Source organism: Variovorax sp. RCC_210, from assembly GCF_041355175.1.
Taxonomy (GTDB): domain Bacteria; phylum Pseudomonadota; class Gammaproteobacteria; order Burkholderiales; family Burkholderiaceae_C; genus Variovorax.
Window position 1 is genome coordinate 1 of record NZ_JBFUPJ010000008.1, and the last position, 12,409, is coordinate 12,409.

Below are 12,409 nucleotides of genomic sequence, written 5' to 3' on the forward strand. Positions count from 1 at the left end.
TCCAGCTTGTAGAACTCCTGCATCCAGGCCATGCAGCTGAACAATGCTTGGTGGCGGATGGCTGCGCCCTTGGGGCGGCCAGTGGAACCCGAGGTGTAGATGACGTAAGCGAGGTGTTCGCCATGCAAGGCCACCTGCGGGTCGGAGCTTGATTCGGACGATGTATCGAGCGTGTCGAGTTCCAGCACCTGGAGTGCTTCGACTCCAGGAATCAACGAGCGCAGGTGGCTCTGGGTCAGCATCAGCGAGATGCCGCTGTCCTCGACCATGTACGAAAGTCGATCTGCGGGGTACTCGGGGTCCAGGGGCACGTAGGCGCCGCCTGCCTTGAGCACCGCAAGGATGCCCACCATCATTTCGGTGGAGCGTTCCACGCAGATGCCGACCAGAACATCAGGACCCACGCCCAGGCCGATCAATCGATGTGCCAAGCGGTTCGCGCGCGCATTGAGTTCCGAGTAGCTCAGCGCCTCGTCACCGAACACCAGCGCGGGTGCCGAAGGCTTCAACCTCGCATGCGCCTCGATCTGCCGATGCACCGGCTGCGCACCTTCGTGGCGACGCGTGTTCTCGCCCCACGCCGCAAGCTGCGCGCGCTCCTCAGCTCCGATCAGAGCCACATCCCCGACAGCCATCTCAGGCTCGACAGCCAACACCCCCAGCACCGCCAGGTAATGCCCAGCCATCCGCTCGACCGTCTCCCGGTCGAACAGCTCCGCCGCATAGACCAGCCCCACAGTCAGCCGCCCGTCGGGCGTCTCACGCGCTTCCAGCACCAGTTCGAACTGCGCCTCGCCGTCAGGCGATGCGTGGTGCGCCACCTCGAGCCCCGGCAGCTGGGCCAGCGCGCGGTAGTCCTCCGCCAGGTGGTTGAACATCACCTGGAACAGCGGGCTCTGGCCCATGCTGCGCTGCGGCTGCAGGGCCTCGACCAGTTGCTCGAAAGGCAGGTCCTGGTGTGTCTGCGCGCCGAGCACGGTTTCCCTGGCCTGCTTCACAAGCTCCGACAGGCGCATGCGCGCGTCGACCCGGTTGCGCAGCACCAGCGTGTTGACGAAGAAGCCGACGATGCTCTCGGCCTCGACGCGGCCGCGGTTCGCCACCGGTGCGCCGACGCGAATGTCTTCCTGCCCCGAGTAGCGGTGCAGCAGCGCCTGGAAGCCGGCGAGCAGCAGCATGAAGAGCGTCGCGCCTTCGTTCGTGGCCGCGCTGCGCAAGCCGTTCAGCAGGGCCGCGGGCACTTCGACGCTGTGTCGTGCCGCTGGGCGGGCGATGCGCGCAGTGTGTGCGGTGCGCGGGCGGTCGGTCGCGAGCGCAAGCGCGGGATGGTCTTCGCCGAGCTGGGTGCGCCACCAGGCCAGCTGCCGCTCGGCCTCGCCGCCGGCCAGCCAGGCGCGCTGCCAGGCGGCGTGGTCGACGTACTGGATGCGCGCGCCCGTCTGGCGCTGCGCATCGCCGCGCAGCCGCGCGGCGTAGCCGGTAGCGAGTTCGTCGAGCAACAGCTGCATCGACGCGCTGTCCGACACGATGTGGTGCATCACCACCACCAGCAGATGCACGGTGTCCGACAGGCGCAGCAGCGCCGCGCGCACCAGCGGCCCCTGCGTCAGGTCGAAGGGCGTGGCGTGGCGCTGTTGCACTTCGTCGGCGGCGCGCTGTTCGCGCTCTTCCGCCGGAAGGTGGCGCAGGTCGATGCGCTCCAGCAACGGCGCCCACGTCGGGCTGATGAGCTGCTCGGCCCTGCCGTCGGCGCCGGCCAGGAACACGGTGCGCAGCGACTCATGGCGCGCTGCCAGGTCTTCGAAAGCGGCATGCATCGCGGCGGCATCGAGCACGCCCGACAGGCGCAGCGCGCCGCTCACGTGGTACGCGGTGCTGTGCGGTGCGAGCTTCCACAGGAACCACTGGCGCGCCTGCGCGTGCGACAGCGGCAAGGGCTGCAGGCGGCGTTCGGCCGACAGCGGCTCTATCGGTGCGAAGGCGGGTGCCAAGGCGGGCGCGAAGGCAGATGCCTGGTGCGCGTCGTTTTTGCGGCTGCGCACGATGTCGGCGCACGCGACGAGTCGGGGCTGTTCGAGCAGGTCGCGCAGGTCGAACGCGATGTTCCAGTGCCGGGCGATGCGCGCGCACGCTTGAACACCGGCCAGCGAGTTGCCGCCCGAGGTGAAGAAGTGCGCGTCGTGCGGCAGCGCGCGCGACTCGGGCCACTTGAGCACTTCCTTCCAGATGCCGGCGACCGAATGCGCGACTTCGTCGAGCACCGGCGCTTCAACCGCGGCCGACGCACTGCCGCCGAGCGTGAAGCTGCCGTGCTCGTAGATCGCGTAGGCATCCAAGGTGCGAGCGGCCAGGCCCGCGCGGCAGGCCTGGCGCTGCAGCTTGCCGCTGGAGGTCTTGGGCAGCGCGCCCGGGTTCAGCAGCACGATGGCGCTGGGCGCCTCGCCGAACACCTCGCTCACCGCGGCGCCCAGCGCGTCGACGAGCACGTGCGGCGGCACCAGCTTCTGCATGCTGCGCGACACCTCGGCCGCCACGCCGATGCCCTCGCCCTGCAAGCCCGCCACCGCGAAGGCGGCCACGCGGCCCTTGCGCACGGCCTCGACCTCGGCCTCGACCGTGCGCTCGATGTCCTGCGGATAGATGTTGTGGCCGCGCACGATGATCAGGTCCTTGATGCGGCCCGTGACATAGAGCTGCCCCGCGTGCTGAAAGCCCAGGTCGCCGGTGCGCAGCCAGCGGCGGCCCTCGTGCGCGGCGAAGGTCTGCTGCGTTTCTTCAGGCTTGTTCCAGTAGCCGGCGCAGATGCTCGGTCCGCTGGCCCAGATTTCGCCGACGCTGCCGTCGTCCAGCGCCACGAGCGAGGTGGGATCGGTGATGCGCACCGTGTGGTCGGCGGGCACCGCGCCGCAGCCCACGAGCTGCACTCCCTGCATGCTTTCCACGCCCTGGCCCTTGGCCAGTGCATCGGTGGAAAAAGTGGGCGCGACCAAGCCACCGCCGCGACGTCCGCCAGTGACGAACAGCGTGGCCTCGGCCAGGCCGTAACAGGGGTACACGGCGCCGGGGTCGAAACCCGCGGGTGCGAAGCGCTCGATGAACTCGGCTTCGGTGTCGGCGCGCACAGGCTCGGCGCCGGTGTAGGCCACGCGCCACGACGACAGGTCGAGCCCCGCCAGCCGCGTGCCCTTCACGCGGTCCAGGCAGAGACGGTAGGCGAAGTCGGGCCCGCCGCTGAGCGTGGCGCGGTGGCGCGAGATGAGTTCCAGCCAGCGCACCGGGCTCTCGAGAAAGTAGCGCGGCGATGCGAGCACCAGCGGAATGCCGCTGTACAGCGGCTGCAACAACCCGCCGATCAGCCCCATGTCGTGGTACAGCGGCGCCCACGAAACGAACTTGTCGTCGGGCCCGATGCCCATGCCGTCGCGAATGGCGCGCTCGTTGGCCATGAGGTTGCCGTGCGTGACGATCACGCCCTTGGGCGCGGACGTCGAGCCCGAGGTGTATTGCAGGAAGGCGGGGTCGTCGGCGGCGGGCGAGAACGGCGCCCACGACGCGGCGAGCGCGGTGTCCACCGTGTCGACGGCCACCAGGGACGCCTGCGCGAACGACGCGGATGCGTCGGCCATTGCCGCAAGCATCGACGCGGAGGTGAGCACGCAGCGGGCCTGCGAATCCTGCGCGATGCCGGTCAGGCGCGCCAGGTGTTGGGGCCGCATGGATTCGGGCGGAAACACGGGCACCGCGATCACGCCGGCATGGAAGCACGCGAGCATGCTCACGGCGTAGTGCTCGTCGTTGTCGAGCATGACGAGCGCGCGCTCGCCCTTGGCGAACTGCTGCTGGAGCCGGGCCGCCAACGCGCGTACGCGGGCAGAGAACGCGGCATACGTCAGCTGCCTCTCGAGGTAGGCGCCGTCGGCTTCGCCCGCCACCGTGAGCCAGACCTCGTCGGGCCGCGCCTGCGCCAGGGCCTGCAGGTGCGCCACGAAGTCGGGGGACGCCGGGTGCCCATCTTTCGGTGTTGTCGCTGTCGGCGTGCGTGCCATCTCGCTCACTCCATGTCCATAGAAAAAAAGCCAAGGGCGCGAACGGCGTCGGGCCGTCGGCATTCGCTCATTCGGATGCCCTGGCGCGCCACGCCAGTGCGGCGGCGTAGCCGTCGGGCGCGGGCAACGCCATGGCGTTGAAACCCGCCCACGCGGCCACGCTCGACGCAACGGCGAGCGCGCCGCCTGCCTGCGGATGAATGCCCACGCACAGCAGGTGCTCGGGCACGCCCACGCCCACGGCCTTCAACAGCGCTTCCTTGCCGACCCAGCGCAGGTACAGCGCGCGCAGCGGGTCTTGCGCGTCGCGCACCTCGCGCGACTCCCGGGCGGTGAAGGCCATGTCGAGAATGGCCTCGGTGTCCACGTCGTCTCGGCAGTGCTCGATGTCGATGCCCACCTCGGTCACCTCGCGCGCGTCGGCGATGACGATGAGCGCGTGGTCGCCCGAATGCGACACGTTGAACAGCGGCATGTCGCCGGCCGCATCGACGAAGGGCTTGCCGTGCACGCCGGGCGACAGCGGCACCTCGGCGGCGGCGCAGCCGATGCGGCGCGCCAGCAAGCGGCGGGCGGCGGCGCGCGTGGCGGCGAAGCGCACGCGGTCGGCGCGCTGCGCGAAGCGGCAGGCGCGCTCGCGCTCGGCCGACGTCAGCACCGTCCATGCGTCGGTGGCATCGCGCGTCAGGTCGAAGTCCAGGCGATGCACTTCCATGCCGCTCGGCAAGGCGTCATGCCAGGGCATGAGGCGCATGCCGCCCTCCAGCCGCGGCCGCGGCTTGCACCTGGGTCAGGCGCCGCGTGACGGCGTCGAGAAACGCCGCCTCGTGCTGTCGCAGGAAGAAGTGGCCGCCGTCGAACCAGTCGAGCGTGAACGCGCTGGCCGCATGCGCGGACCAGGCCTCGACGCGCGGCGCGTCGATGTCATCCTGGCGGCCGGCGAAGACGTGCAAGGGCATCGGCAACGGCGATGACGCATCGGCCGTGTACGTGAAGCTGTCGCACACGCGGTAGTCGGCGCCCAGCGTGTCCAGGGTGATGCGCATGAGCTCGGCGCTGGCGAACACTTCTTCGGGCGTGCCGCCCTGCTTGCGCAGGTCGGCGGTGAGCGCGGCGTCGTCACGCGTGTCGGGCAGCCGGCCGGGGTCGCGTTGCGACGGCGCAGAGCTGCCCGAGGCGAACAGCGCGCGCGGCAGCGGGCGGCCCAGCATGCGCAGCCGCTGGGCGACACCGTAGGCCAGCAAGGCGCCCATGCTGTGGCCGAAGAGCACGAAGGCGCCCTGCATGGCGCGCGCCTGCTCGACGCAGATGCGCTCGACCTGCGCATCGAAGTTCTCGACGAAGGGCTCGCCCACGCGCGCACCGCGGCCCGGCAGCTCGACGGGCACGACCTCGATCCAGCGCGGCAGCAGGCGCCGCCAGCGCAGGTACATGGACGCACTGGCGCCCGCGCACGGCAGGCACAGCAGCGAGACGCTCGCCGGCACGGGCATCAGTGCACGGCGGTGGTTGCGGCGGGTGCGGCGGGCGTGGCGGATGCGGCCTCCTGCGCCGCCATCCAGTCGCGCAGCGACTTGGGGCGCATGTCGGTCCAGTTCTTCTCCACGTAGTCGAGCGCGGTCTTCTTGTCGCCCTTGACGCCGTCCACGGCCTTCCAGCCGCTGGGCACGGCCTTCCAGTGGGGCCAGATGGAGTATTGGTCTTCGTGGTTGACCAGGACGATGAAGGTTTCGTCTTCGCGGTCGAAGCAGCTGGTAGACATGGAGCGTCCTTGTGCGGTTGATCGGGTGAAGCGCTTTGCTGCGCTTCTGATCAACATGACGCTCGGGACGCGAATCTGTTCATCGATTCGCTGTGCGCCGCCGGCGGCGCGCGACGCTCAGGCGCAGTGGCCGGGATCGCCGGGGTCGCCGGGCTCGCTCGGGAGCTTTCCGCTTTTCTTCCAGGCATCGACGTCGATGCGCGCCGGCACCAGGCCCGCGAGCAGCAACAGGCGCGCGGCCTTGTCGTAGGCCTTGCGATGGGCGGGGTCGGCAAGCAGCCACGCCACCATGTCGGCGCGCGCGGCTTCATCGAAGTCTTCGCGGTCGCGCTCGCGGCGCACCCATGCCCAGGCGGTGCGCCAGGTGGGATCGTCTTGGTCGTGCTGCCCGGGTTGTTCTTGTGCCATGCGTGTACGGTTTTTACCTTACACCCACGGGTCCATCCAAGGCCGGCCCCGCGCCGGGCGGGGAATTCGCGTCAGTCCTCCAGCAGGTGGTGCATGGCGCCGATGGCCTCGTCGGCCTCGGCGATCAGGCGGTTGACCAGGCCGAGCGCGCAGCCGAGCTGGGCGGCGATGTCGCGCTGCGTGAGGCCTTCGAGCCGGTAGAGCTGGAAGGCCACGCGCGTTCGTGCCGGAAGCTGCGATAGCACCTGGTCGATGAGCCCGACGACCTGGCGGTCGCGCAGCAGGCGGTCTGGCGACGGCGGGCCGGGCACGTCCAGGGTCTCGATGTCGACGTCGAAGGTGCGGTAGGTGGCCTCCAGCGACTGGCGGCGGCAGTGGTCGAGCGCCAGGTTGCGCACCACCTGGCAGCAGTAGCCCATGGGCTTGTCGACCTTGCGGTCGCACGCGCCGTCGGCAATGCGCAGGTAGGCGTCCTGCACGACGTCGTCGGCCAGGTCGGTGGTGCGCACGATCCTGCGGGCCACGTGCAGCAACTGCGCGCGGTTGGCGACGAAGACATCTCCCAGCGATGACTCGGACGAAAGTGACAGCATCTTTGAACAACTCCAGATGAGGGGATCGGGCGTCGAATGTGGAAACGGCGTGCGCGAGGCACGCTGAAAGGGATGCGACCCGCGCGGTTTCGGTGCTCGGGTCGCTTAAATTAAATAAGAATCATTACTATTTGACAAAGGAATGACACCTCGAATTAGCAATGTCTCCCTACCCCTATAGACGTTTGGCCGGCCCAAACAGAGACACCCGACCGGCCTGGCGTCGCCCGCTCGCCGCACCCCTCTAAAATCTCGCCCCTTTGCCTGCTGCGCGCCCCGCCTCCCCATGAACATCGTCGTCAACGAAGAACTCAAAGCCTATATCGATCCCTTGACGCCGGAGGAATACGAATCGCTGGAGCGCAGCATCCTGGCCGAGGGCTGCCGCGACGCGCTGGTGCTGTGGGGCGATGTGCTGGTCGACGGCCACAACCGCTACGGCATCTGCCAGAAGCACGGCCTGCCCTTCCAGACGGTGCAGAACACGCGCTTCAAGTCGATCGATGACGTGCACCTGTGGATGATCGACCAGCACTTGGGCCGCCGCAGCATCTCCGACTTCCTGCGCGGCGTGCTCGCGCTGCGCAAGAAAGACATCGTCGACCAGCAGCGCTCGCGCACCGCGGCCGAGACGGTGGTGACGCCCACCGACCCCAACGACCCGCCGTTCGATGTCGACCAGCCCGCCGACGACGCCGCCCCCGCCCTGCCCCCGCAAGCACCGCTGAGCAGCCGCGAAGCCATCGCCCGCGCCGCGCGCCTGAGCAGCAGCCAGGTCGGCATGATCGAGAAGATCCAGAAGCAGGCGGCGCCCGAGCTGGTGGCGGCCGTGAAGTCGGGTGTGATCTCGATCAACACCGCCGCCGCCGTGGCCACGCTGCCCGCTGAAGAACAGGTGACGGCCGCGAACGCCGGCAAGGACGAGCTGAAGCAGGCCGCCAAGCGGGTGCGCGATTCGAAGAAGAAGCCGCGTGAGGAATCGGCGCAGGAAGGCGCCGATGCGGTTCAGGATGCGCCTGAATCGGTGCAGGCGCTGCAGCGGCGCGTGGCCGAACTCACGGCCGAGAACGAGTCGCTGCGCAAGCAAGTGGCCGAGCTGCGCGCGCAACTCGGCCACTGAAACATCAAAGCTGGATTTCGCTGATCTTCGCGCCAGACAGCGACACACCCGCCTCCAGCCCCACGTTGGTCATGACGAAACCCACCACCGGCTGGCGCAGGGTGTTGGTGTCGATGCTGCCGTTGGCGCCGATGGTGGCCAGCGCCACCGTGGCGTCGGCGCCGGCTGTCCAGCCCTTGCTGTTGCGGAACTTGTCCAGCGCGGCCTGGGTGGTGAACAGGTAGATCACCGCCTTCGACTGCGCGCCGGCCTGGAAGCCCACCGAGCCCGCGGTGGTGCTGTAGTAGGACTGGGTGCGGCCGTTCACGCGCAGCGCGCCGCGGCCATATTCGGCGCCCACGCCCAGGCTACCCCCCACCACCGCCGGAAACACCAGCACGCCGCTGGAGCGGGCCACCAGCTCGCGCGATCCCTTCACGGAGTCGTACAGCTTGGACAAAGCGGCATCGGTCTGGGCGTCGATCGATGCGCGGGAAGACACGCTGCTGGACTGGTCCTGCGGCCGCGTCGTGGTGCAACCCACGAAGGCAAGGCTGCAAGCCACCATGGCGGAAGAGAGCGCAAACGTGCGGAGGTTCATGCTTTTCATGACGAAATCCTTTGGAAAAAACATGGATCGACGAGGAAATCTCGGCCCTTGTCTGCCTTCCTCGGCAGATGCGCTCCATGCTAATTCCGCCGAAACGGCGCTTTTCGGGCTTTGGGCGTCGGCCTACGCGAAGTGAAGGCGTTGGCGAAACGGCCGCCGCGACGGCGCTCGATGGCCCCGGAAAATTGCCTGTAATCTTGTGTTTTTATTTGCAACAGGTGTTATATTTTTGCCGTTACAAACAGAAATAACTGCGCAGTATTCACCTCGAGCGGCGCCCCGCGCAAGTCCATGTCGACACCCCAGCCCCGGAGCCCCCAGTTGCAATCACAACGGCAATCACAACGGCTGTTGCGCCCTGAACGGGTGCGCATGGGTCCACCCCTGCCCCAGGCATGAACAACGCCGCGCACTCCGCCGTCAAAGGCCAGCGCGCCTTGTTGAGCTTCAGCGTCGAGGGGCTGCCGCCGCGCGAAGAGCTGCTGTTCAAGTCGCTGGTTCGCCTGCTCGACCACCGCACGCACCAGCACTGGGCCTGGAAGATCGACCGGGCCGACCTGCGCGTCGTTGGCGAGGCGTTGCCGCCCGGCAGCGAAAACCCCGCCCCGCCAGTGCCGGTGCTGGCCGTCGGCCAGGTCGATCCACAGCGCGGCGGCCACTTCCTGACGCTGCCGCTGCACGCGGACGCGCTGGAGCAGACGCTCAACCGGCTGGGCGCCATGGTCGTCCATGCGCGGGGACTGGGCCTGGCCGCGGCGGAAGCGGTGCTGGCCGACGACGCGGAATTTCGCTTGCTGCGCTGGCCCCCGGCCGCCCTGCTCGAGGCGCCGCACCGCATCCGCCTGGCCACGCTGATGACCGGCCGGCCGACCTCGCTGGGCGTGCTGCGCCAGCGCTCGGGCATGGGCGCGCAGGAATGCCTGGACTTCATCGCCGACCTGCGCCGCAGCGGCCTGATCGAGAACGTGGCCGACGCCGCGCAGGCGGCGCCACACACGGCCGCGGGCCCGGCGGCGGCCGCGCAATCCCCTGACGGATCGCAGCCGGAGCCTGCCCCCTCCGCGCCCGCGCGCGACCCCGTGCAACCCGGCCTCCTGGCCCGCATCCGCAGCCGGCTCGGCCTGCTGGCGACCGCGCACAAATGACCGTCGAACACAAGATCCTCTTCACCGGCACCATGGGCGCCGGCAAGACCACGGCCATCGGCGCCGTCAGCGAGATCCCGCCCGTGAGCACCGACGTGCGCAACAGCGACGCCTCGGTCGCCAAGGCCACCACCACCGTGGGCCTGGACTACGGCGAACTCACGCTGGACAACGGCGAAAAGCTGCGCCTGTACGGCACGCCCGGGCAGATGCGCTTCGATTTCATGTGGCGCATCCTGGCGCGCGGCGCGCTGGGCCTGGTGGTACTGATCGACAACAGCCGCCCCGACCCGCTGGCCGACCTGGACATCTACCTCGACGGCTTCGCCGAGCTCATCGCGCAGACCGCCTGCGTGGTGGCGGTCGGGCGCATGGAGGCGCACCCGCAGCCCGACATCGACGCCTACGCCAGGCGCATGGAGGCCAAGGGCGTGCTGTGCCCGGTGCTCGCGGCCAACGTGACGGACCCCCGGCAGGTCGTGCAGTTGCTGGAGCTGCTGCTGCTGCAGCTCGAGGCATGAACGCCGTCAGCGCCGCGCCCGAATCCCTCTTTTTCCATTTCCGGCAGCCATGAACATTTCTCCCCACATCAAGCTCGCGGCCGAATCCGCCATCGACACGCTCATGCGCGAGATCAAGGGCGTGAAGGCGGTGGTCATCTCGACCGAAGACGGCCTGGAGCTGGCCGCGCGCGTCGAGAACACCGCGCAGGTCTCGCGGCTCTCCGCCATCGCCAGCTCGCTCGCCGCGCTGGGCGCCGTGGCCGGCGAGGAAAGCAACCTGGGCCACTGCGACAACGTGAGCATCGAGGCCACGCACGGCCACATCCTGATGCTGCAGGCGCGCCATCCCGAGGTGACGCTGATCGTGAGCGTGGTGGCCAGCAAGGAAGCCATCATCGGCCAGGTCCTCTACTTCGCGAAGCAGGCCACGCTGTCGCTGCAGCAGGCCTGAAGGCCTGGGGCGGCTGGCCGAACGGCATCGGTTCGACACCGGCAGCCGCCACTCTTCGCCCGGGTGGCTGCCGACTTCCAGGGGCGAGGGACTACGAAAGATTTCGATGGCAAATATCAAGCAATCCATGGACGACCTGATGACCTGCGACGGCGCCCTGTGCGCCGCGCTGGTCGACTCGAGCAGCGGCATGATCCTGGGCCAGATCGGGTCGGGCGTGGACCTCGAGGTGGCGGCCGCCGGCAACACCGAGGTGGTGCGCGCCAAGCTGCGCACCATGCGCGACCTGGGGCTGAACGACGTCATCGAGGACATCCTCATCACGCTCGGCAGGCAGTACCACATCATCCGGCCGATGCAGAAGAAGGAAGGCCTGTTCGTCTACCTGGTGCTGGACAAGGCCAAGTCGAACCTGGCGCTGGCGCGCCGCAAGGCGATGGACGTCGAGCAGAACATGACCGTGTAAGCGACCTGCTGGCTTGCAGCGCGGCGGCTCGGTCCCGGCCGCCGCGCGGTGCACGCTACTTCAGCAGCGTGTTCGAAGGCAGCGTCTGGTCCAGCAGCTTGCGCGCGGTCTCGATGCCCGCCACGGGCAACAGCCTGGGGTCGAGCAGCCCGACCTGCACCAGCACGCTGGCCTGGTCCCAGTAGATGTGCTCGTGGTACAGCTTGTTGCCACGGAACTTGATGACCGCCAGCAGCGGCACCTCCACCCGCTTGCCCGTGGGCGCCACGCCCGGCAGCATCCACGGGATCTCGGTGGTGTGCGTGAAGCTGAACAGCATCTCGTCCACCACCTGCGTGGCCCCCACCGTGCGCGAGATGGGCACCAGCGCGGTGTCCGGCGGGTTGCTGTTGACGAAGTGGTTCGTGTAGAAGGCGTGCAAATCCTTGTAGCCCACGCCGCCCGTCATGGTCGGGATGTGATTGACGTACGGCTGCGCCACCATCGTGCCCATGGTGTCGTCGACGTTGCGGGTGCCGAACTCGTACTCGCAGTGCTTGTCCCACAGCGCCGACAGGTCGTAGTGCGGGCCGATGGCGCCTTTCAGCGTGGCGATGCTGCGCTCGTGGGCCATCAATGCCGAGGGCTTGTGGAAGTGCTCGCCACCGGTGCGCGCGAAGGCGTGGTCCATGCCGGGGTACACGTACAGCGACACACCCGCACGGCCCTTGAGCGTGGCGACGATGCGGTCGCGCGCCTCGGGCGGGCAGAACTTGTCGAGCTCGGCGATGTGCAGCGTCAGCGGGCACTTGATCTTGTCGGCCTCGTCCAGCGCGGCGTCGATGCCCACGCCGTAGTAGCCGACCGCGGCGTCCGCGTCGGTGCGGCAGGCTGCCAGATAGGCCAGCTTGCCGCCGAGGCAGAAGCCCAAGACACCGACTTTCTTTTCAGGCACCTCGGCACGCGCACGCAGCGCATCGATGGCGCTCTGCATGTCCGCCATGCCCTTGGCCTCGTCGAAGCCGCCGTAGAGCGCGAAGGCGCGCTGCCAGTCGGCCTCGCTGTAGCCCAGCTCCACGTCGGGTTCCTGGCGCCAGAACAGGTCGGGCACGAGCGCGACGTAGCCTTCTTCGGCGTAGTAGTCGGCGATCTCGCGCATGGTGTGGTTCACGCCGAAGATCTCCTGCGCAATCACCAGGCCGGGGCCGCTGCCGCTCTCGGGCAGGGCGAGGTAGCCGCTGAAACTGCCGCTGCCGTCCGCGGCGTCGATGCGAATGCGCTGTCCGCGACGCGCTGTCTTCTCTTGCATGTAGTGCTCTCCGATCGATGGATTGAATGGGGTCGCGC

General features: G+C 68.7%; 13 protein-coding genes. 5 read left to right on the forward strand and 8 right to left on the reverse strand.

What is annotated here, in order from left to right:
* The 6 genes from AB6807_RS21455 to AB6807_RS21480 all read right to left on the reverse strand — a co-directional run.
* Positions 1-4,046 (reverse strand): AMP-binding protein (locus AB6807_RS21455; protein ID WP_371086170.1); only part of this gene is annotated, 4,046 nt, incomplete at its 3' end.
* A gap of 67 nt (positions 4,047-4,113) precedes the next feature.
* A complete protein-coding gene (locus tag AB6807_RS21460) occupies positions 4,114-4,800 on the reverse strand; it encodes a 4'-phosphopantetheinyl transferase superfamily protein (protein ID WP_371086171.1) in 687 nt (228 codons plus the stop codon).
* Complete coding sequence (locus AB6807_RS21465) at positions 4,778-5,539, reverse strand: thioesterase II family protein (protein WP_371086172.1); 762 nt, start codon at positions 5,537-5,539, stop codon at positions 4,778-4,780. The genes AB6807_RS21460 and AB6807_RS21465 overlap by 23 nt, the downstream gene beginning before the upstream one ends.
* On the reverse strand, positions 5,539-5,808 hold the full coding sequence (locus AB6807_RS21470) for an MbtH family protein (RefSeq protein WP_371086173.1): 270 nt from the start codon (positions 5,806-5,808) through the stop codon (positions 5,539-5,541). The genes AB6807_RS21465 and AB6807_RS21470 overlap by 1 nt, the downstream gene beginning before the upstream one ends.
* Before the next feature lie 117 nt (positions 5,809-5,925).
* On the reverse strand, positions 5,926-6,216 hold the full coding sequence (locus AB6807_RS21475) for a DUF4880 domain-containing protein (protein WP_371086174.1): 291 nt from the start codon (positions 6,214-6,216) through the stop codon (positions 5,926-5,928).
* Positions 6,217-6,287: 71 nt separating this feature from the next.
* Entirely contained in the window at positions 6,288-6,809 is a 522-nt protein-coding gene (locus tag AB6807_RS21480; RefSeq protein WP_116914461.1) for a sigma-70 family RNA polymerase sigma factor, read from the reverse strand.
* Between the two features lie 286 nt (positions 6,810-7,095).
* Between AB6807_RS21480 and AB6807_RS21485 the strand changes: the two genes are divergently transcribed.
* Positions 7,096-7,929, forward strand: coding sequence for a plasmid replication/partition related protein (locus AB6807_RS21485; RefSeq protein ID WP_371086175.1), 834 nt, complete (start codon positions 7,096-7,098; stop codon positions 7,927-7,929).
* Between the two features lie 4 nt (positions 7,930-7,933).
* On the opposite strand, the gene AB6807_RS21490 is transcribed toward AB6807_RS21485, so the two are convergent.
* Positions 7,934-8,518 carry a YSC84-related protein gene (locus AB6807_RS21490; protein ID WP_371086176.1) on the reverse strand — a complete coding sequence of 195 codons (585 nt, stop codon included), beginning with the start codon at positions 8,516-8,518 and terminating at the stop codon, positions 7,934-7,936.
* A gap of 395 nt (positions 8,519-8,913) precedes the next feature.
* Between AB6807_RS21490 and AB6807_RS21495 the strand changes: the two genes are divergently transcribed.
* The 4 genes from AB6807_RS21495 (at position 8,914) to AB6807_RS21510 (ending at position 11,083) form a co-directional block, all read left to right on the forward strand.
* A complete protein-coding gene (locus AB6807_RS21495) occupies positions 8,914-9,663 on the forward strand; it encodes a hypothetical protein (protein WP_371086177.1) in 750 nt (249 codons plus the stop codon).
* On the forward strand, positions 9,660-10,184 hold the full coding sequence (locus AB6807_RS21500; protein WP_371086178.1) for an ATP/GTP-binding protein: 525 nt from the start codon (positions 9,660-9,662) through the stop codon (positions 10,182-10,184). Before AB6807_RS21495 ends, AB6807_RS21500 begins: the two co-directional genes overlap by 4 nt.
* A 49-nt stretch (positions 10,185-10,233) precedes the next feature.
* Positions 10,234-10,617, forward strand: a complete 384-nt coding sequence (locus tag AB6807_RS21505; protein ID WP_371086179.1) for a roadblock/LC7 domain-containing protein — start codon at positions 10,234-10,236, stop codon at positions 10,615-10,617.
* A gap of 106 nt (positions 10,618-10,723) precedes the next feature.
* On the forward strand, positions 10,724-11,083 hold the full coding sequence (locus tag AB6807_RS21510; protein ID WP_116914456.1) for a hypothetical protein: 360 nt from the start codon (positions 10,724-10,726) through the stop codon (positions 11,081-11,083).
* Between the two features lie 55 nt (positions 11,084-11,138).
* Here AB6807_RS21510 and AB6807_RS21515 read toward each other — a convergent pair whose 3' ends face one another.
* On the reverse strand, positions 11,139-12,371 hold the full coding sequence (locus AB6807_RS21515) for a dienelactone hydrolase family protein (RefSeq protein WP_371086180.1): 1,233 nt from the start codon (positions 12,369-12,371) through the stop codon (positions 11,139-11,141).
* Between the last annotated feature and the right edge of the window lie 38 nt (positions 12,372-12,409).